Below are 20337 nucleotides of genomic sequence, written 5' to 3'. Positions count from 1 at the left end.
CGCCCCTCCTCCATCATGCAACCAGGCGCCCGCCGGGGATGTACATCGTGAAGACGCTGCCCTTGCCGGGCTCGGAGTCCACGTCGATGCCGCCCTCGTGGCCGAGCATGATTTCCTTGGCCAACGTGAGGCCAAGGCCCGTGCCCTGCGCACCCGAGGCGCGGACGTCGTCGGTGCGGTAGAAGCGCGCGAAGATCTTCTGCCGATCGGCCTCGGCGATACCGACGCCCGTGTCTCGAACCGACACGTTCATGCCGTTCTCGTCCCAGTCGGCCGAGAGCGTGACCGTGCCCCCGTTTGGGGTGTACTTGATGGCGTTGCCAAGAACGTTGTGGTACGCCTGGAGTAGCTTGTCGCGGTCGCCGCGCACGACTGGGAGCTTTGCGGGCAGCGTGAACGACAAATTGACGCCCTTGTCCCTGGCTTGTTGCTCGAATTCGAGCCGCAGTTCTTCAAAGAGTTGGTCGAGTCTTGCCTCGCCTTCCTGGATGGAAAGTGCGCCGGCTTCCATCTCGCTGACGCTGAGCATATCCGAAACCACGCGCTCCAGTCGGCGGACTTCCTGGTTGATCACGTTCAGGCACGTGCCGAGCATCGCCTCGTCGCAGTCATCGCCCAGCGCCGTTTCGGCATACAGACGCATGTTCGTCAACGGCGTGCGAAGCTCGTGGGTCGCGTGCGCGATGAAGTTGGCTCGCGCTTCTTCGGCCGCGTGCAATTGGGTGATGTCTTCGATCACCACGATCTGTGCATCGCTGCCCTGACCGTCGCGTACGGATACGCGCAGGTGCGTCGAGGCCTCGCCCACCGTGCGGTCCAGTTCCATGGTGCCGCGCCGCAGCCCGCTGTCGCCCGACTCGTTTGCCAAGGGTGATACGTCGAGGATCTCGTTCAGGGGCTTGGCGTCCAGGGTGTCCAGGTCCACGCCTAGCAGCATTGCCGCGGCCGAGTTGGCATAGCGAATGTCCAGCGCCGGGCCCACGACCAGAACCCCCTGCCAGAGCGCCGAACACACCGTCGCGGCCATCCGTCCATCGCCTGCCGCGGCCGCCTTTCCCGAAGGAACGCCGGCCGGGTCTCGGCGGGCTCCGGCATCGAGGCGGCCCAGAAGGGCATTCCAGGCAATCGCCTCGCGGCCGAAGCGGTCGCTCAACTCCAGTTCAGTAGCGGCAGCCTTCGCGTTCTCGGACGCAAGCACGGCTTCCCTCAGGGCAGACATGCTCAGCATCCGCTTGCGGACCCAGCGACCGAGCAGCGCCACGGCGAGGAGGGCTCCGGCGCCGATTGCGGCCAGTTCGACCCAGGCCTGGGTGGTTCGGGGCAGTCCGGCTGCATCGACGTAGAGCCAGGCAAACGCTCCGATAACGATCACGACGACACCCATGACACCGGCGATCAACCCGATGATCGTTCGTTCGCGTTCACGCAGAAAGCGGATGCCCATCGTGCAAACCCCTGCCAAGCACCGACTTATGTGGCCTGGAAGCCAAGGCGGTGGCCCTCATCGGGATCTATCGACCCCTGAGCGGCGGCACTGAAGGCAAGATGGGAGGGAATTGCGGAGCGTGAGCCTTGGGCGGTCAGTCGAAGCGGAAAACGCCCTTGCGAAGACCGTACAGGAAGGCGACGATCGTCGTGAAGAGGAAGAAGAGGATGCGACCCAGCCAGAGCAGGCGCTCGGTGGAATCCATCTCGAGGTTCGCGAAGGTGGTGGCCCAGGGGTAGAGGAAGACCACCTCGACGTCGAATACCAGGAAGACCATGGCGATCAAGTAGAAGCGAACGTTGAACCGCTTGCGGGCCGTACCCACCGGCTCCATGCCGCTCTCATAGGAGAGGGCCTTGGTCTCGCCGGCCCGGTTGGGGCCCAGGATGCGTGTGAGCACCAGGTTCATGACCGAGAAGCCCACGACGGCCATGAGGATGACCGCCAGGGGCAGGTAAGCCACGGGATCGGTAACGCCGAGCAGCATGGGCCGAGGATAGGCAAGTTGAGACGGGGCGAGCGTCTCTCTCATCCGATCGATCGAAGGGCCAGCCGGCCCGGCTCGGGGCCGGTTGGGTGCCACTTTGGCGGTCGGCAGCGCCCATGGCGGGTGGTGGGCAGGGTGGTCGGTGGCCCCAACCGGGTTTGGGATGCGGTGGCGGTTGGCGCGCGGCTTGTAAGAGCACTGGCGAGAGATGGTCCCGACCGCGATGGCGGCGGGCTGTGCACGCACCGACGAACTCGACCTACGGAGACTGCGACCCATGGCCGTCAAAGAGCTGACCTTCGATACCGACGCACGCCAGGCCCTGCTCGCCGGCGTGGAGAAGCTGGCCCGCGCGGTCAAGAGCACCCTGGGCCCCAAGGGCCGCAACGCCGTGCTGGACAAGTCCTGGGGCGGGCCCACCGTCACCAAGGACGGCGTGTCCGTGGCCGAAGAGATCGAGCTTCGCGACCCAGCCGAGGACATGGGCGCCCGCCTGGTCAAGGAGGCGGCCAGCAAGACCAGCGACGACGCGGGCGACGGCACGACGACCGCCACCGTGCTGGCCGAGGCCCTGTTCCGCCAAGGCCTGAAGTACGTGGCTGCGGGCGTGGACGCCAATGCCCTGGTTCGCGGCATGCGGATGGCCGTGGAGGCGGCCACCGGCGCGATCGACGACCTGGCGACCCCGATCAAGGGCAAGGCCGACATCCAGAACGTCGCCACCATCAGCGCCAATAACGACTCCGAGATCGGCAAGATCATGGCCGACGCCTTCGAGAAGGTCGGCAAGGACGGCGTGATCACCGTGGAAGAGGGCCGCGGCCTGGAGACCGAGGTCACCGTGGTCGAGGGGATGCAGTTCGATCGCGGGTACCTCTCGGCCAACTTCGTGACCGATGCCGACGCGATGCGCGTCGAGTTCGACAAGGCCCTCGTGCTGATCCACGAGGACAAGATCGACAACGTGCAGAAGCTGGTGCCGGTGCTTGAGAAGGTGATGAGCGCCAAGAAGCCGCTGCTGATCATCGCCGAGGACATCACCGGCGAGGCGCTCTCGACGCTGGTCATCAACAAGCTGCGCGGCACCTTGCAGGTCGCCGCTGTGAAGGCGCCGGGCTACGGCGACCGCCGCAAGGCCATGCTGAACGACATTGCCGTGCTGACCGGCGCGACGGCCGTCATGAAGGACCTGGGCATGGACCTGGAGAAGGTCACCCTGGGCGACCTGGGCATGGCCAAGAAGGTCGAGATCGACGCGGACAATACCACGATCATCGAGGGCGCCGGCAAGACCAGCGACATCCAAGCCCGCATCGGCCAGATCCGCAAGGAGATCGAAGAGGCCAGCAGCGACTACGACCGCGAGAAGCTGCAGGAGCGGCTGGCCAAGCTGGCCGGCGGCGTCGCGCAGATCAAGGTCGGCGCCGCGAGCGAGGCCGAAATGAAGGAGCGCAAGGCCCGCGTCGAAGACGCATTGCATGCCACTCGTGCGGCCGTGGCCGAGGGCATCGTGCCCGGCGGCGGCACCAGCTTCATCCACGCCGTCGCGGCCATCGAGAAGCTCAAGGAGTGGAAGGCCGTCTTCGGCAAGACCCGCGACGTATCGGCCGACGAGGTGGGGCACGCGAAGTACGACGTGGCTTCGGGCATGCACATGGTGCGCGACGCGCTGACCGTGCCGACCAAGACCATCGCCGACAACGCGGGCGTGAAGGGCTCGGTCGTGGTCGCCAAGATCCAGGAGAAGATCGAGAGCGATCCCAAGACCAATTTCGGCTACAACGCCCTGACCGACACCTACGAGGACCTGGTGAAGGCCGGCGTGATGACCCCCGCGAAGGTCGACCGCTCGGCGCTCCAGAACGCCGCGAGCGTCGCGAGCGTGCTGCTGGCGGCCGACTGCCTGATCACCGAGAAGCCCGGCGGCGACGACAGCGCCGGCGGGGCCCCGGACATGGACGCGATGGGCGGCATGGGTGGTATGGGCGGCATGGGCATGGGTGGCATGCCTGGAATGGGTGGGATGGGGTTCTAAGCGGTCATGGAGATCGCTTCACCCAAGTCGACATGGCCCCTGTGGATCGAGGTTGGCGATCGTCGGTTTGAGTTGCGATACGAGCGTCGGCAAAAGGACCAGCATGACAGCTACATGGGAAGTCAGGCCGATTGGTGGATGATCGTTGATGTTGAAGGCCGGACATTGAGAGCAAGTGGAGATGGTCCTTTCGATGCAGCTCAGGTCCTGGCGTACGAGATAAGGAAGCTTTTGGGTACTGCAAGCAGGCAGTATGGCTTGGGATTGAACCTCGCCAGCAGACTCGAAAGACGCTGGTAAGACACTATTGCGGCCACGACCGCCTCGGAGAACACACAATGAACGTCAAACCCCTCGATGACAGAATCGTCGTTCGCCCCTCGGCCCAGGAGACCAAGACCCAGTCGGGTATCTTTTTGCCCGAAACGAGCAAGGAGCGGCCCATGACCGGCAAGGTCATCGCTGTTGGGCCCGGCCGCCGCCTGGACAACGGCGAGCGGGCCAAGCCCACCGTGAAGAAGGGCGACACCGTGGTGTTCGGCAAGTACGCCGGCACCGAGGTGGAGGTGAAGGGCGATGAGCACCTGATCCTGCGCGAGAGCGAGTTGCTCGGCATCCTGGACGGCTGAGTCCGAACCGCGGCCCCTTCTGACTTCGAAACGAAACTGACCGGCCCGGCCGGAGGAGCGCACACGTGTCCCACAAGCAAGTCATGTTCGAGAACGATGCTCTGCTCGAGATGAAGCAGGGCGTCGATCGTCTGGCCGACGCCGTCAAGTGCACGATGGGGCCGGCTGGCCGGAACGTCGTGATCCAGAAGAGTTTTGGCAACCCGCAGGTGACCAAGGACGGCGTGAGCGTGGCTCGTGAGATCGAGCTCCACGAGCCGTTTGCGTCGATGGGCGCCAAGATGGTGCACCAGGTGGCCAAGAAGACCAACGACAAGGCCGGCGACGGCACGACCACCGCGACGGTGCTGGCCCAGGCCATCTTCACCGCTGGCCTCAAGCACATTGCGGCGGGCGCCAACGCCGTGCAGGTGCAGCGTGGCGTGAACGGCGCCGCCCAGGCGGCCAGCACGGCCATCGAGGGCTTCGCCGTTAAGTGCAAGGGCAAGGACGATTACCGCAAGGTGGCCACCGTGTCGGCCAACCACGACGCGTCGGTGGGCGAGCTCATCGCCGAGGCCATCAACAAGGTCGGGGCCGAGGGCGTGGTCGAGGTCGAGGAAGGCCGCGGCAACGAGACCGAGCTGGAGTTCGTCGAGGGCATGCAGTTCGACAAGGGCTACATGTCGCCCTACTTCATGACCGATCCCAAGAGCGGCGAGTGCGTGCTCGAGGACTGCCTGATCCTCATCCATGAGAAGAAGATCGCCAACCTGACCGATCTGCTGCCGCTCCTGAACAAGGCCGTGTCGGCCGGCAAGCCGCTGCTGATCATCGCCGAGGACATGGAGAACGAGGCGCTGGCGACGCTGGTGATCAACCGCCTGCGCGGTTCGCTGAAGATCGCGGCTGTCAAGGCGCCCGGATTCGGCGACCGTCGCAAGGCGATGCTGCAGGACATCGGCATCCTCACCGGCGGCACGTTCTTCGCCGAGGACCTGGGCCGCAGCCTCGAGTCGATCGAGCTGACCGAGCTTGGCAAGGCCAAGAAGGTCGTCATCACCAAGGACGAGACGACCATCATCGAGGGCGCGGGCAAGAAGAAGGACATCACCGCCCGGGCCGAGCAGATCAAGGCTCAGCACGAGGCCTCGACCAGCGAGTACGACCGCGAGAAGCTGATGGAGCGGCATGCCAAGCTGACCGGCGGCGTGTGCATCATCCACGTCGGCGGCTCGAGCGAGGCGGAGATGAAGCAGCGCAAGGACCTCGTCGAGGACGCGCTGGCGGCGACGCGCGCGGCGGCCAAGGAGGGCTATGTCGCTGGCGGCGGCGTCGCGCTGCTGCGGACGCAGGACGCCATCGAGGCGGCCCGCAAGAAGGCTAAGGGCGACGAGCAGATCGGCTACGACATCGTCTACGACGCGGTGGAAAGCTGCGTGCGGCAGATCGCCGAGAACGCCGGCTACGACGGCGACCTCGTCGTCGAGAACGTGCGCGAGAGCAAGGCCAACGAGGGCTTCGACGCGGCGACCGGCGAGTACCTTGACCTGGTGAAGGCCGGCATCATCGACGCGGCGCTCGTGCCCCGCACGGCGCTGGTGAACGCGGCGTCGGTGGCGGGGTTGATGCTGACCACTGATGTGCTGGTGACCGAGTTGAAGGATGAGGCCGAGCCGGTGGTGGGGGCGGTTTCGTAAGAGAGACGATGCTCTTCGAGGCGCGGCAGCACGGGCTCCGCGCCTTTCGCTTCAACCTTCGCCTCGAAAGAACGCATGCCCACCACCCGCGACTACTACGAGATTCTCGGCCTCGAGCGTGATGCGTCGGAGGACGACATCAAGCGGGCCTATCGCCGGCTGGCGCTGAAGTATCATCCGGATCGCAACCCGGACGATGCCGAGGCGGAGACGAAGTTCAAGGAAGCGGCCGAGGCGTACGAAGTGCTCGGCGACGCCAGCAAGAAGGCCCGCTACGACCAGTACGGGCACGAGGGCCTGCGCGGGCAGGGTGGGGCGTCGCACGACTTCAGCCACATGAACGTCGAGGACATCTTCTCGATGTTCAGCGACATCTTCGGCGGCGGCGGGTTCGGCGGCATGGGCGGCGGTCGGGGTGGTCGCCAGCGCGTGGCGCGAGGGTACGACCTCGAGACCGAGGTCGAGATCGAACTGAAGGACGTGCTGACCGGCACCGAGCGCGACGTCGAGTTCACGCGGCTCGACGTGTGCGACACGTGCACCGGCAGCGGCGCCAAGCTCGGCAGCGATCCGCAGACATGCCCGACGTGCGAGGGGCAGGGTAAGGTGCAGCAGGCGGGCATGGGCGGCATGTTCCGCATGGTGACGGCCTGCCCGAGTTGCCGGGGTCGGGGCACGATCATCAAGGAGCACTGCCCGACTTGCAAGGGCAAGGGTCGGGTGCCGCGCAAGCGCGTGCTGAGCGTTCGCATTCCCGCGGGCATCCATGAGGGCCAGGCCGTGCGCGTGCAGGGCGAGGGCGAGCCGCCACCGCCCGAGGCTTCGCCCAGCGGCGCGGGCGTGCGGGGTGATCTGCACGTCGTGGTGCGCGTCGACGAGCACGACATGTTCAAGCGTGACGGCGATCACCTGTTGATGGAGTTGCCCATTGGCTTCACGCAAGCGGCGCTGGGCACCGAGATGGACGTGCCAACGCTTACCGGCAAGGTGAAGCAGACCGTGCCCAAGGCGACCCAGCACGGCACGCTGTTCCGCCTGCACGGCGAGGGACTGCCAAACCTGCGCAGCGGGCGGCGGGGAGACCTGGTGCTGGTGACGCGCGTCGAGATTCCCAAGAAGCTCAGCGAGAAGCAGGAGAAGCTTCTTCGCGAGTTTGCCGAGACCGAAGACCAGAGCGTGATGCCCGAGAGCCACGGCTTCCTCAAGAAGATCCGGGACCTGTTCTGAGTGCGAGGGAAGTAAGCGATGGCCGAACACGAGACAGTTGATCGCGATCAGGACAATGATGGCCCGCCGGCCAGCTTCGACGACATCATCCGCGATGAATCGGGGAACCTGGATGCCGACGATGCGCACGCGTTCTTCGAGAAGTTGTCCAGCGATCTGGCCGAGATGGAGAGCCGTTGGAAGCACTCGCTGGCGGACTTCCAGAATTTCCAGCGCCGTGCGTCGGGCAACGAGATCGAGGCTCGGTCTCGCGGCGTGCGCGATGTGTGCGAATCGATGCTCGGTGCGCTGGACAGCTTCGATCTCGCGCTGTCGCAGGATCCGTCCAGCATGACGGTCGAGCAGCTCTTCAAGGCCATCGAGACCATCCGGGCCGAGGCGATGAAGGCGATGGCCCGCCACGGGGTGCTGCCTATCCAGCCGGCGGTGGGCGACGAGTTCAACCCCGGGCATCACGAGGCCGTGATGCAGCAGGCGGCCGAGGGCGTGGGCCCGGGCTGCGTGTCCCAGGTGTTCCAGGCCGGCTACGCGATGGGCGACCGCGTGCTCCGGCCGGCCAAGGTGGCCGTGACGCCGGGCGAAGAGTAATCCTTCGAGAGCCAGACCATGCCAACGTATGACTATCGCTGCAACGCTTGCGAGCACGAGTTCGAGCTCTTTCAGAGCATGAGCGAGAGCCCCAAGCGAACCTGCCCCAAGTGTGGCAAGCGCAAGCTCGAGCGGCTGATCGGCACCGGCGCCGCGCTGCTCTTCAAGGGTTCGGGGTTCTATCAGACCGATTACCGCAGCGAGAGCTACAAGAAGGCGCAGAGCGCCGACAAGCCCGAGAGCAAGGCGGATTCGAAGCCTGACGCCAAGAGCGACACCAAACCCGACAAGAAGACAGAGAAGAAATCCGACACGAAGAAGGCCGACAAGAAGCCCAAGGCCTCGACGGCATGATCCTGGGCCACGGCGTCGACCTGACCGAGGTGCAGCGTGTGCGTCGGTCGGTGGAGCGATTCGGCGATCGATTCCTCGAACGGGTGTTTACCGAGGCAGAGCGTGCGTACGCCAGCGATGGCCCGCGGCGGTACGAGCGGCTGGCTGCTCGGTTTGCGGCCAAGGAAGCCGTGTTCAAGGCCCTGGGCACGGGCTGGGCGGAGGGCGCCGGCTGGAAAGACATCGAAGTGGTGCGAGCCGCCAGCGGTCGGCCGTCGATCGTACTGCACGGTCGGGCGAAGGAAATGTCATCGGCGATGGGTGTCAAGTGGTGGCACCTCTCGCTGACGCATACGGGCCAGATGGCCATGGCGTCGGTGGTGGCCGAGGGATAGCTTGGTGTCAATGGTCTGGGCGCGCCTAGGTTGCCCGCAGCAAGGAGGTCACCCCATGCGTGGCGAAGAGGCGAAGGCAGGATCCCCGGCGGTTGACGACCAGCGGCTGCAGGCATTGATCGATTCCCTGGTCGAGAACCCGAAGGACGAGGCGGCCGAGCGGGAATTCTGGCACCTGTTCTGCAATCTGCCGGGCTGGGTCTTGCTGACGACCGAGGAGGATGCCCGCAAGGCCACGCAGGACGATCGGCCGGACATCCAGGTCCAGATGTTCCAGGATGGTGATCGCGCCCTGCTTCCCGTGTTCTCTTCGGTGGAGCGGGCGAAAGACGTGGTCGCCGAGCACGATCTGGCGTGCGTCAGCATGCCGCCCCCCGCGGCTTTGGCGTATATGTGCGGACTTCGCGGCCGGATCGACGGCTTCATCGTAAATCCCGTGCCGGGCAAGTCGGGCGGGTTCGGGCATCGCCTGCCCGACCTGTGCGCGTTCTATCGCCAGGAGCGGGGCGTGCTCCCGGCCGGAGCGATCCACTGTGCGATCGACCATGCCCGTAACTCCAAGCACCCCGCGGCGTTCTTCATGGTCCACGAGATCATCGCCGGGCTGGAGAAGATCTACGTGGGCGTGAAGGACCAGGGCTTTGCCTTCGTGAAGGAGGGCGAGCATCTCTGGCTCTGGGCGTTCAGCGATGCCGCCATGGCCGTGCGGGCCTGCCAGCAGCACGAGGGGCTGAAGATGATCGAGGCCACGCCGGCCGAGCTGGCCGAGCGTGTCGAGAAGGCCGTGGCCGAGAGCGAGGGGCGGATCAAGGGCGTCGTGCTGAACCACCCGGAGAACTCGATGGCGATCGATATGGGGCTGCTCAAGCGGGCCTTCGAGACGCGGGGCTGACCCTCCGGCCGCCACCTGTCGGCCGGGGCAATGGTGCGGAGCGCGCGGCCCGGCGGACATAGGCTTGGGCATGACTTCAGAATCCGCGCCGTCCCATCCCGATTCGCCCGCTCGGCCCAGGCACTTCATCGAGGAAGCCATCGAGGCCGACGTGCAGGCGGGGCGCTTCGGCCGGCCCGGTGATGCGAGCGTGGTGCGGACTCGGTTTCCGCCCGAGCCCAACGGCTACCTGCACATCGGGCACGCCAAGAGCATCTGCCTGAACTTCTCGCTGGCGGCCAAGTACGGCGGGGCCTGCAACCTCCGGTTCGACGATACCAACCCGGCCAAGGAGGAACAGGAATACGTCGACGCCATCGTCGACGATGTTCGCTGGCTGGGCTTTCGCTGGCCCGGCGCGAGCGACGGGGATCGCATCGCCGGCGTGGTCTTTGCGAGCGACTACTTCGATCGCATGTACGAGATGGCCCGCAACCTCATCGAGAAGGGGTTGGCCTACGTCGACGAGCAGTCAGCCGAGCAGATCCGAGAGACGAGAGGGACCCTGACCGAGCCAGGCAAGGTCAGCCCGTTCCGCGATCGATCGGTCGAAGAGAATTTGGACCTGTTCGAGAAGATGAAGCGGGGCGAGTTCGCCGATGGCACGCGGGTATTGCGTGCCAAGATCGACATGGCCTCGCCGAACATTAACCTGCGCGATCCGGTAATGTATCGCGTGGTGAACAAGCCGCACCATCGCACGGGCAGCACGTGGCACATCTACCCCATGTACGACTGGGCCCACGGGCTCGAGGACGCCTTCGAGGGCATCACCCACTCGATCTGCACGCTGGAGTTCGAGGACCATCGGCCGCTCTACGACTGGTTCATCGTTGCCATCAATAAGGACAATGAGCATCCCATCGCCCACCCGCGGCAGATCGAATTCGCCCGGTGGAGCCCCAGCTACACCGTGACCAGCAAGCGACGCCTGCGCGAGCTGGTCGAGCAGGGCCACGTGGCGGGCTGGGACGATCCGCGCATGCCCACCATCAGCGGCATGCGCCGTCGCGGCGTGACGCCACGGTCGATCCGGCGGTTCTGCGAAGAGGGCGGCGTCACCAAGTTCAACGCCCTGATCGACATCGGCCGGCTGGAGAACGCGGTCCGGGACGACCTCAATGAACGGGCGCCGCGGCGCATGTGCGTGCTGGATCCCATCAAGGTCACCATCAGCAATTGGGCCGAGCACGGCGACCCGGATCGAACGGAATGGATGGACGCCACGAACAACCCCGAGGACGCCGATGCGGGCGTTCGGCGCGTGCCGTTCACCGGAACGCTGTACATCGAGCGGGACGACTTCATGGAAGACGCTCCGAAGAAGTTCTTCCGGCTTGCGCCGGGGCGAGAGGTGCGGCTGCGGTACGGCTATTGGATCACGTGCGTGGACGTCGTCAAGACCGATGGCCGCGTGACCGAATTGGTGTGCACCTACGACCCGCAGACGCGTGGGGGTGATTCGCCGCCGCCCGACGCCGAGGGCAACGTGAGGAAGGTGAAGGGCACGCTGCATTGGGTGAGCGCCGAGCATGCGGTGTCCGCCCGAGTTCATCTGTTTGACCGTCTCTTTACCGTGGAGCAACCCGACCGCCGGCCCAAGGACGCGGGCGAGGACTGGAACTTCCTCCAGCACGTCAACCCCGATTCGCTGCGGATCGTGGAAGCGGCGATGCTCGAGCCGCACTGGCCGACGACCGACGGGGAGCGGGCCTCGGGTACGGGCTCGTTCGAGGACGGCGTCGAGCGGTTCCAGTTCGAGCGGCTGGGGTATTTCTGCCTCGATCGCACGTCGACCGCCGACCGGCCCGTGTTCAATCGTACGGTCACGCTGAAGGACACCTGGGCCAAGGTCGCAGGGCGGGGCTGAGGGGGATTGTGGCGACGGGAGCGGCCGCGGGCCGATGGGCTGGCGGGTCGTACGTCGAATCGGAGGCGCCCATGACAGGCAGCACGCATGCGTCGGAATCTCCCCCTCGCTACCGGACGTTGAGCGTCTTGATGCCCGTCTACAACGAGGCGCGAACGCTCCGGACGATCGTGGCGCGCGTGCTTTCGGCGCCGATCGATGATCTTGGCCTGAAGATCGAACTCGTCGCCGTGGATGACGGCAGCCAGGATCGTTCCCGTGAGATCCTGGCCGAACTGGCCGAGCAGGATGCGCGCATCCGCGTATTCCACCAGCATCGCAACTATGGCAAGGGCGCCGCCATCCGCCGCGCGATCGAGGAATGCACCGGCGACATCGCTATCGTGCAGGACAGCGACCTGGAGTACGACCCCGCGGATTATCCGCGGATGTTGCGTCCGATCCTGGAAGGCAACGCCGACGCGGTCTTTGGATCACGCTTTGCCGCCAGCGAGCAGCGGCGGGTGCTCCTCTTCTGGCACAGCGTGGCCAATCGCTTTCTGACGACGGTGACCAATGCGCTCAACGATATCAACTTGACCGACATGGAGACCTGCTACAAGGCGGTTCGAACCGACATCCTGAAGCAGATTCCTCTCAAGAGCGATCGGTTCGGCATCGAGCCCGAACTGACCACGCGACTCGCCCAGTGGAATGCGCGCATTTACGAGGTGCCGATCAGCTACCACGGCCGCAGCTATGCCGAGGGCAAGAACATCACCTGGAAGGACGGCGTGCAGGCGCTGTGGCTGCTCTTCAAGTTCCGCTTCTTCGACAAGCGATTCACCACCCACGACGGCTACTACATGCTCGAGAGCGTCCGCCGGGCCCGCAGCTACAACCGCTGGCTCATGTCCCGGTTCGAGTCATATGTCGGCTCCCGTGTGCTGGAGGCCGGTTGCGGAATCGGAAACTTCACCGAGCAGTTGCTCGATCGGCAGCGCCTGATCTGCACGGATCTGGATCCGTACTACGCCGAGATCGCCGGCCGCCGCTACGCGCACCTCGAGAACGTCCGCGCATCACGCATCGATCTGGCCGAGCCCGAGGCACGGGACGTCATTGCGCAGGAGCAGCCCGATACGGTGCTTGCGATCAACGTGGTAGAGCACGTGGGCGATGACCTGGCGATGCTGAAGCGTTACTACGACGTGCTGTCGCCCGGCGGGCACGCGATCGTGCTCGCGCCAGCGCACGACTGGCTGTTCTCCGAGTACGACCGTCGGCTGGGCCACCTGCGCCGCTACACGCGGGCCTCCCTGAGCGAGCGGCTGAAGGAGGCTGGCTTCGAAGTCGTGCAGACGCAGCAGTTCAATCGCCTGGGCGTGCTGGGCTGGTGGGCAAGCGCCAAGATGGGCCGCAAGCAGCTTTCGCCGGGTCAAGTGAAGCTCTTCCATCGAATGCTGCCGGTGGCCAAGCTCGTCGAGAATATCGACAGCTTGCCCGGGCTGAGCGTCATCGCAATCGGTCGTAAGCCGGCGCGGTCTCCGCAGAGCGCCACGCCCTCGGGCGAGGAACAGGCCGACACATCTTCTCAGATTGAGGCAAAGCCATCGCACACGCCCGTCGCCGCGCGCACGTGACGGCCTACCCGCGGTGGTAGTGCGCTTCCATGAACTGGGTGCGGGACCCATCGTCGTGCACCGTGCGTGATCGCAGGATGCGGTGCGTATCGCTCACCTGCTCGATGATGTCCTGGAAGCGGGCCATGGTGCCCAGGGCGGCATCGGGGTCCATCGACGGTCCCATCGTGTCGAGAGTCAACACGGTGCCACCTTCGTCCAGGGCTCCGTCATATCGAAACATGAAGGTCATCATCGAGCCAAGCCACGAACCGACGAAGCGGCTGGCCAGCGGGTCATAGCCCAGGGTCATGAGCGTCTGGCCCTCGCTGCCGTCCGGCATAGAGATGGCGCCCTCGCACACGATCCACAGGCCGCCCATCGAGCGAACAACTTCCGTGCCCGAGAACTCGTGCGGTGGCTGGTCGGGGCCCATGTCGCCGCGGCCGGTGTATGTCCACGTGCCGACGAGTTTCGAGAGCCATGCGTGCTGGGGCGTGGGCTTGGGCTGATCCATCGCGGGCCTCCCGGGCAAGCCCCGAAACAGGCGTGCTATCCCGACTGTATCCCCCGATGGGCACGTCCTGGCCGGATGCTCATGGAGGCTCGTGCGATGGTGAAGCTGATTTCGGCGTGGACTGCGGTCGGTGTTGCCGTGCTCTCAGGTCCGGTGCGTGGTCAATGCACGCCAGACTGGGACCGATCCATCGGCCAGCCGGGCGTCGACGTCGCGAGCCTGCGTAAGGGTCTGGCGATCGCCGACCTGGGCGATGGGCCCGAGATCGTGATCAGCGGTCGATTCGCCTCGGTGGGCGGCATCTCGGCGAACGGCAATGCGCGATGGAACCCCGGCGACGGATGGCGCACCTTTGGAACCAGCGGGCTGACGAGCGCCAGCGGCAGCGTCCTGGGCGCCAACGTAGCGACCAACTTCCGAGGCGACTTCGTCGCCGGCGGCGGATTCGCATTTGCCGATGGCGAGCCGGTGAGCGGCATCGCCCGCTTCGAGGTCTCGCCAGAGGGCGGCTTCTGGGATTCACTCAATGGCGGCGTGAACGGTCAGGTGCTGGGCTTGCGCACGCTCGAGTTCGAGGGCGAGGAACTGTTGTTCGTGGGCGGTACGTTCTCGGCCGCCGGCGGAGGTGCGGTGTTCAGCCCGGGCGTGGCGGCGTGGGACGGTAACGAGTGGCGAGGCTTCGGCGACGGGGTCCTCGGCTCGGTCAACGATTTCATGATCTACGACGATGGCTCCGGCCCTTCGCTCTACATCGCCGGCCGCTTCACCCTGCCGACTGGCGGTGGAGCGAACCTGGCTCGATGGAACGGCTCGGCGTTCGAAGCGGTCGGCGGCGGGCTGAGCGGCGGTGACAATCCGCGCGGCAATGCCATGGCGGTGCATGACTTCGGCGATGGCGATGAACTCGTCGTCGGAGGCAACTTTGCGCAAGCCGGCGGCGTCGGTGCTGCATCAATCGCCCGATGGGATGGTTCTGCGTTCGCACCCGTGGGCGACGGATTCGACAATACCGTGACGGCGCTACTCGTCGAAGACGTTGGCAATGGCCAGAAGCTCTACGCCGGCGGCAGCTTCGTACTCTCGGGCAGCGAGGCGGTCTTCGGCTTTGCCTCTTGGGACGGTGCCGGGTGGCGGACCGTGGGCGACGGGGTCTCGGGCGGCGCGGTGCCAGGAATCGCGGCGATGGCGGCATACGACGAATTCGGTATGGGCACGTCGCTGGTCGTCACCGGCGGGTTCTCGTTCGCCGGCTTCGAAGATGCACGCAACATTGCCCTTTGGACGTGCGGCGGCGGCTGCCGCGTCGACATCGACGGCGACGGCTCCCTGACCATCTTCGACTTCCTGGGCTTCCAAAACCTCTTTGACGCGGGTGATCTCGCGGCCGACTTCGACGGCGACGGCGAGTTGACGATCTTCGACTTCCTCGTGTTCCAGAACGAGTTCGACGCCGGCTGCGAGTAGGGCGGCCACGGTCGGCTTTGCATCGTTGGTTCCGCGTCTTTGGTTCCCTCGAATGTGTGGTGATTGCGCTAAGTGTGCGCAAGCCGGGCTCGACCCGATTCATTAAGAAGTTCTAAACAATCGTTGATACCAGCCTCTTTGAGGCCGGTATTCGGTTAGGTGCGCGCAAGAAGCAACATGCGTGCATGAGGCCGGCACTTTCTGCGCATATCGCGCCCCCTTGCTATCCAGGCCATGCCGGACACCAATTCGGCGCAGATCTCTTCTGGTCCGGCGCGGGTCGGACGGATCACGACTTCAAGCCACGAACGAGCTCGGGGGACGACGCCCATGGATCGGACGACACGAATGGCCCCAGGCGCCCTTTCGGCTACGGCAAAGAGCCGTGCCTTCACACTCATCGAGTTGCTGGTGGTCATCGCGATCATTGCGCTGCTCATCGGCATCCTGCTGCCCAGCCTGGGCAAGGCTCGGGCCGCCGCCCAGCAGATCAAGGCAGCCGCTCAGCTTCGGGCGGTCGGCCAAGGCGTGACGACCTACACCGTTGATAACAAGACCTTCCCACCCGCGTACGTCTACGGCAAGGACCGGGATGGTGAAGACTGGGAGGTCAAGGACCAGCTCGACAGCAATCCCGTTCCCGCCAATGGCTACATCCACTGGTCGTGGGCGCTGTTCGAGGGTGGCAACTTGCCGCAGGATGCTTTTGCATCGCCCGCGGCGCTCAACGGTGGCGCTCCGGCAACCAACCCCGGGCCGAAGTTCGATGATTGGGAGAACGGCCAGGTCAACGACCTTGGCGGCTCCATCGGTTCGCCCGAGCCCGAGGATCGTCAGCTCAAGCGGATGGCCTTCGCCGGGAACGCGGCGATCTTCCCGCGCAACAAGTTCGCGACGAGCACGCCCCGTCGCAACCGGCTGGTGAATCCCGATTGGATCAACAGCCACAGCACGACCATCCTGGCGACCGAATTCCAGGAAGGCCCGGACTGGCAGACGCTCTATCCCTCGTCGGGTGGCCGCGTCATCAAGAGCCATCGGCCGATCACGCCCTTCCTTGGCCTGAGCGCGGGCCAGGACGTGTATCGCGAGGCCCCGGGCAGCTCGGGCGCCGAGGCACGCTTTACCTATCCCGATCCCGATCGCGACATCCTTGATGCCGGCGAGGCCGAGAAGGCGACGGGCCTGATCGAGGATCCGCGGACGAACCTGAACGCCGTCAGCCGCAAGCACGGCGGCAAGGCCAACTTCGTGTTCGCCGACGGACACGTGGCCTTGTACGACGTTCGAGACACGATCCGCCAGCGGTTGTGGGGCGAGCAGTTCTACAGCCTGACGGGCCGCAATATCCGCGTTCGCCTGGAAGACTGATTCGTCGCTACGGCCGCGGGAAACCGCGGCCGTTTGCGTTGCTGACCCACATCAAGGCATGGCCCGCTGCAACGCGGGCATCGGGGGCGCGGTCCGGCCCTCGACGAGGGAGGAGCCGGGCGGTCGATGCCGCCTCGGAAGGACCATGAGCACGAGGCTTCCTGTTCACCTTGCGGAGAGAAGTTCCATGAAGACGACCAAGACCATTTCGACGCTGCTGGCCGCGTGCGGCCTGGCCGGCGCCGCGGCAACCGCCGGCGCCCAGAGCATCGCCATCACCGAGATCATGTTCAACCCGGCGTTTGATCCCGACAACTCGTGGGAGTACGTCGAGATCGTCAATACCGGCGACACCTCCGTCGACCTGACCGGTTGGGTGCTGGATGACATCGGCGGTTCGCCCGTGACGGCGGCCAACATCGCCGGCGGCAGCGTTCCCGCGGGCGGCACCGCCGTCCTGTACAACAGCGCGCTGAGCGTGGCCGAGGTCGAGGCTGCGTGGGGCGCGGGCATTAACTTCATCGCCGTCGACAACTGGCAGGCGCTGAACAACAGCGGCACCGAGCAGTTCGGCCTGTGGGACAGCATCACCAGCCACGCCGGTCGCGACTTCGGCGCCGCCGTCGCCCAGGTGACCTACGACGGCAGCGGCAACGACGGCTGGCCCGTGGACGACGGCGCCGCCTCGTTCTACCTGGTCAACCCCTTCTACGACGCCAACGTGGGCGCCAACTGGGCGCTGAGCACCGATGGCGTCGATGGTGGCTACGTCAGCGCGCCCGCCGGCACCACCCTGGTCAGCAGCGTGGGCAGCCCCGGCACGACCCCGGCCGATCTGGCCGTGCGCGGTCCCTACCTCGTGAACATCTCGGGCGCGACGCTGTTCGAGAGCTTCTTCCAGGCGCCCTCGTCGACCAACGACTTCCTCGACCCGGACCTGGACGGCTTTGCCCGTCGCATCGGCCCGGGCATCGACCAACTCGCCCCCGGCGGCCAGCGCGGCTCGGGCGGCTACGACGACGACGCCCACTGGATCGTCACCTACCGCTCGACCGGCTCGGGCAACGGCCTGGCAGAGTTCGTGCTGACCAACGACCTCGACGGCCCGCTGGCCCCCACGCTGTTCGATACCACCCGCGACGACGATGATCCGCGCGTGGGCCTGTTCTCGGGCGACGCCGAGAACGCCTACGCCAACCGCGAGAAGTGGGTCGACCTGGCCACCGGCACCGTGCCGGGCGTGTACAACGCCGGCAACCCCGGCGGCTCGCCCTTCCGCTCGATGATGGACGGCAGCTACCTGGTCTCGCCGTTTACCTTCCCGAGCACGAGCTCGATGGGCGGCTTCCGCATCGACCTGGCCGTGCTCGACGTGCCCAGCTCGTGGTTCGCCACGCAGGCCGGCGACGGCACCCTGGACGCCAAGCCCGGCTCGGCCGGCTACGGCAACGCCCAGATCTTCGCCACCGACAAGACCGGCGCGCCCATAAGTCAGAGCAACAACCTCAAGAGCCTGGGCGGCCTGCGCCCGTTCGACCCGGCCAACCCGCCGGCGGCGACCGACACCGACGTGGTGTTCGACACGCAGATCGCCTTCGTGCCCATCGCGGCCATCGTCAACTACGGCGTGGGCAAGCAGGAGATCCGCCAGAGCGACCTGCGCTACGGCAACGCCACCGGTCGCCTGAGCACCGGCGAGAACCTGGTGTTCGTGACGCGCGACTCGGGCTCGGGCACGCGCAACGGCTTCCAGAACTCCATCGGGCTGGATCCCTCGTGGGGCCGCGGCGAGAACATCGGCGCCAAGAACAATGATGCCCAGTTCAACCTCATCGGCCCCGATTACCTGCCCAGCAACAAGGGCGGCTCGGGCTCGATGGAGGCCACCGTCATCAACACGCGCCTGGCCATCGGCCACACCGGCGCCGAGCGCGCCAGCCGCTGGCTGTTCACCGGCCGGGCCGACGTGCTGGCCGTGCAGAACGACCTGATCGGCGGCACCGAGTTCAGCCGCCCGACCATCGACGAGGTGCTCGACAACGACCAGAACGGCTACACCATCGGCGGGCCGGAGACCTTCACCACCCTGGGCAGCCCCCGTGCGGTGGCGCCCTCGCTGGGCGGCCGCATCGGCACCGGCCTGCCGCCCATGCAGAACGAGCAGGCCGCGGCCTACCTCAACAACATCACCGCCAGCATCGCGGCGTTCGAGCAGGCCGGCATGGGCACGCCCGAGACCGACTTCACCCCCGCCGAGTTCCTGGCCCTGAACTTCGTGCTCTCGGCCGCCACCGACTTCGTGCAGGAGAACGAGGACCCCATCGGCCTGATCCCCAACCCCGACTTCAACCAGAGCCTGCAGGACGAGATCCGCGCCACCAGCATCGTGCTGGGCGACGCCCGCCTGGCCACCTTCGGCAGCGTCAGCACCACCGGCCTGGCGCCCACCCGCACCGCGGGCGTCACCTACACCGACGGCGTCGCCGGCGGGGGCAACTACGTCGATCAGGCCGGCAACCCGGTCTTCTACGGCAGCCCGCTGAGCGCCCGCAACGGCCTGGCCGGCGACTTCAACAACGACGGCCTGCGCAACGTCAACGACATCCCCGCCATGATCGCCGCGCTCGAGGACCGCGCCAGCTTCGAGCCCGGCTCGGGCGTCGTGCTCGAGATCATCGGCGACTTCAACGGCGACGGCAACTTCGACGTCGAGGACGCCCGCTACTTCGCCGACGGCCTGGCCCTTAGCACCGCCACGGGCAACCTCGACCGCGTGGCCGGCTTCGAGGCCGTCGACGACGCCAGCACCAGCGGCAACTTCTTCGGCACCATCATCGGCGACGGCAGCATCGCCTACCAGTCCGGCTGGAGCCGCTTTGACATCTCCAACGCCGATGGCCTGACCACCCCGGGCTGGACGCCCACGGCCGGCGCCGACGGCCTGGTGGACGCGTTCGACCGCGACTACATCGTCGCGCAGATCGCCGCGGCCAACGACGGCGAGGCCAACTGGGACGACATCAACGAGGCGGTGCTGTTCGACCTCTCGGCCGACGTCACGGGCGACCTGGTGGTCAACCAGGACGACCTGGACGCGATAGACGCCATCCTCGGCGGGGCGTGCCCGGCGGACTTCGATGGCGACGGCAGCCTGACCCTCTTCGACTTCCTGGCCTTCTCCAACGCCTTCGATGCGGGCGACGCCCGCGCCGACTTCGACGGCGACGGCAGCCTGACCCTGTTCGACTTCCTGGCGTTCAGCAACGCGTTCGACGCGGGGTGTTGAAGTTTTATCTTGTCGCCTCGCCGGCGGGGAGTTTCCTTGACGCCTCGCCGGCGGGGGCGTTGCGCGGTGGGGGGGCACGGTGGGTCGGGCGCGTTGGTCTCGGCCGTGCGCCGATGTTCGACGCCTGCGCGGAGCCGCCCCGAAGACGCGGCGGCTGCGCTGCGGCTGGACCAATTGAAGTGGTCGTGAGGCGCGGGCGTGGCTGGCTTGCGGGCGGGGGCCCGGGGGCGGGGGGGGCCCGGCGGCGCAGGGGGTGGTGGGGGGGGGGGAAGGGGGGGGGGTGCTGGGGGGCGGGGGGCCGCCTCGCCTCCGCTTGGGCTTTCGCTCGAATACTCGATCGGCGGATGCTGCGGCGCGGGGGGAAGGTTTAGCGTGGGCGTGCACGGTGGCGCCGGAGAATCCGCGCAGCGAGTCCGCGAGCGGAGCGCATGCGCAGGC

Annotated in this window: 16 protein-coding genes; 13 read left to right on the top strand and 3 right to left on the bottom strand. The window is 66.3% G+C overall.

The annotated features are described in order from the left end of the window. Positions 1–13: 13 nt before the first annotated feature. Both RIE32_07685 and RIE32_07680 read right to left on the bottom strand, forming a co-directional pair. On the bottom strand, positions 14–1444 hold the full coding sequence (locus RIE32_07685; protein ID MEQ9096128.1) for an ATP-binding protein: 1431 nt from the start codon (positions 1442–1444) through the stop codon (positions 14–16). Positions 1445–1580: 136 nt separating this feature from the next. Then, positions 1581–1973, bottom strand: a complete 393-nt coding sequence (locus tag RIE32_07680; protein MEQ9096127.1) for an NADH-quinone oxidoreductase subunit A — start codon at positions 1971–1973, stop codon at positions 1581–1583. A 277-nt stretch (positions 1974–2250) separates the two neighbouring features. On the opposite strand from RIE32_07680, the gene groL (RIE32_07675) reads away from it, so the two are divergent. The 10 genes from groL (RIE32_07675) to RIE32_07630 all read left to right on the top strand — a co-directional run bounded on the left by groL (RIE32_07675) (position 2251) and on the right by RIE32_07630 (position 13282). After that, on the top strand, positions 2251–4008 hold the full coding sequence (gene groL, locus RIE32_07675) for a chaperonin GroEL (protein ID MEQ9096126.1): 1758 nt from the start codon (positions 2251–2253) through the stop codon (positions 4006–4008). 338 nt (positions 4009–4346) lie between these two features. Next, on the top strand, positions 4347–4637 hold the full coding sequence (locus RIE32_07670) for a co-chaperone GroES (GenBank protein MEQ9096125.1): 291 nt from the start codon (positions 4347–4349) through the stop codon (positions 4635–4637). 65 nt (positions 4638–4702) lie between these two features. Then, a complete protein-coding gene (groL, locus tag RIE32_07665) occupies positions 4703–6316 on the top strand; it encodes a chaperonin GroEL (protein MEQ9096124.1) in 1614 nt (537 codons plus the stop codon). Between the two features lie 75 nt (positions 6317–6391). Beyond that, positions 6392–7543 (top strand): molecular chaperone DnaJ, encoded by a 1152-nt coding sequence (gene dnaJ / locus RIE32_07660; GenBank protein ID MEQ9096123.1) that lies wholly within the window; start codon positions 6392–6394, stop codon positions 7541–7543. Positions 7544–7561: 18 nt separating this feature from the next. Continuing rightward, entirely contained in the window at positions 7562–8131 is a 570-nt protein-coding gene (locus RIE32_07655) for a nucleotide exchange factor GrpE (GenBank protein ID MEQ9096122.1), read from the top strand. A gap of 18 nt (positions 8132–8149) precedes the next feature. Then, positions 8150–8485: a zinc ribbon domain-containing protein gene (locus tag RIE32_07650; GenBank protein MEQ9096121.1), complete on the top strand. Its 336-nt coding sequence runs from the start codon at positions 8150–8152 to the stop codon at positions 8483–8485. Next, the gene (locus tag RIE32_07645) at positions 8482–8859 is read left to right on the top strand and encodes a holo-ACP synthase (protein MEQ9096120.1); all 378 of its coding nucleotides are present in this window, start codon (positions 8482–8484) and stop codon (positions 8857–8859) included. The genes RIE32_07650 and RIE32_07645 overlap by 4 nt, the downstream gene beginning before the upstream one ends. 55 nt (positions 8860–8914) lie before the next feature. Further along, entirely contained in the window at positions 8915–9751 is an 837-nt protein-coding gene (locus RIE32_07640) for an SseB family protein (protein ID MEQ9096119.1), read from the top strand. A 70-nt stretch (positions 9752–9821) separates the two neighbouring features. Further along, positions 9822–11660, top strand: a complete 1839-nt coding sequence (locus tag RIE32_07635) for a glutamine--tRNA ligase/YqeY domain fusion protein (protein ID MEQ9096118.1) — start codon at positions 9822–9824, stop codon at positions 11658–11660. Between the two features lie 71 nt (positions 11661–11731). Next, the gene (locus RIE32_07630; protein ID MEQ9096117.1) at positions 11732–13282 is read left to right on the top strand and encodes a glycosyltransferase; all 1551 of its coding nucleotides are present in this window, start codon (positions 11732–11734) and stop codon (positions 13280–13282) included. Between the two features lie 4 nt (positions 13283–13286). Here RIE32_07630 and RIE32_07625 read toward each other — a convergent pair whose 3' ends face one another. After that, complete coding sequence (locus RIE32_07625) at positions 13287–13778, bottom strand: DUF1579 domain-containing protein (protein ID MEQ9096116.1); 492 nt, start codon at positions 13776–13778, stop codon at positions 13287–13289. Positions 13779–13874: 96 nt separating this feature from the next. Between RIE32_07625 and RIE32_07620 the strand changes: the two genes are divergently transcribed. From RIE32_07620 to RIE32_07610, 3 genes are all read left to right on the top strand, one after another. Further along, positions 13875–15242, top strand: a complete 1368-nt coding sequence (locus RIE32_07620; protein MEQ9096115.1) for a GC-type dockerin domain-anchored protein — start codon at positions 13875–13877, stop codon at positions 15240–15242. A 348-nt stretch (positions 15243–15590) separates the two neighbouring features. Continuing rightward, positions 15591–16613, top strand: coding sequence for a prepilin-type N-terminal cleavage/methylation domain-containing protein (locus RIE32_07615; protein ID MEQ9096114.1), 1023 nt, complete (start codon positions 15591–15593; stop codon positions 16611–16613). A 187-nt stretch (positions 16614–16800) separates the two neighbouring features. Further along, positions 16801–19899, top strand: a complete 3099-nt coding sequence (locus RIE32_07610; protein ID MEQ9096113.1) for a lamin tail domain-containing protein — start codon at positions 16801–16803, stop codon at positions 19897–19899. Positions 19900–20337: the final 438 nt, after the last annotated feature.

The sequence above is a fragment of the Phycisphaerales bacterium genome (assembly GCA_040221175.1).
Taxonomy (GTDB): domain Bacteria; phylum Planctomycetota; class Phycisphaerae; order Phycisphaerales; family UBA1924; genus JAHCJI01.
The sequence above is the reverse complement of the archived record's forward strand: the minus strand, read 5'-3'. Positions and strand labels throughout refer to the sequence as shown.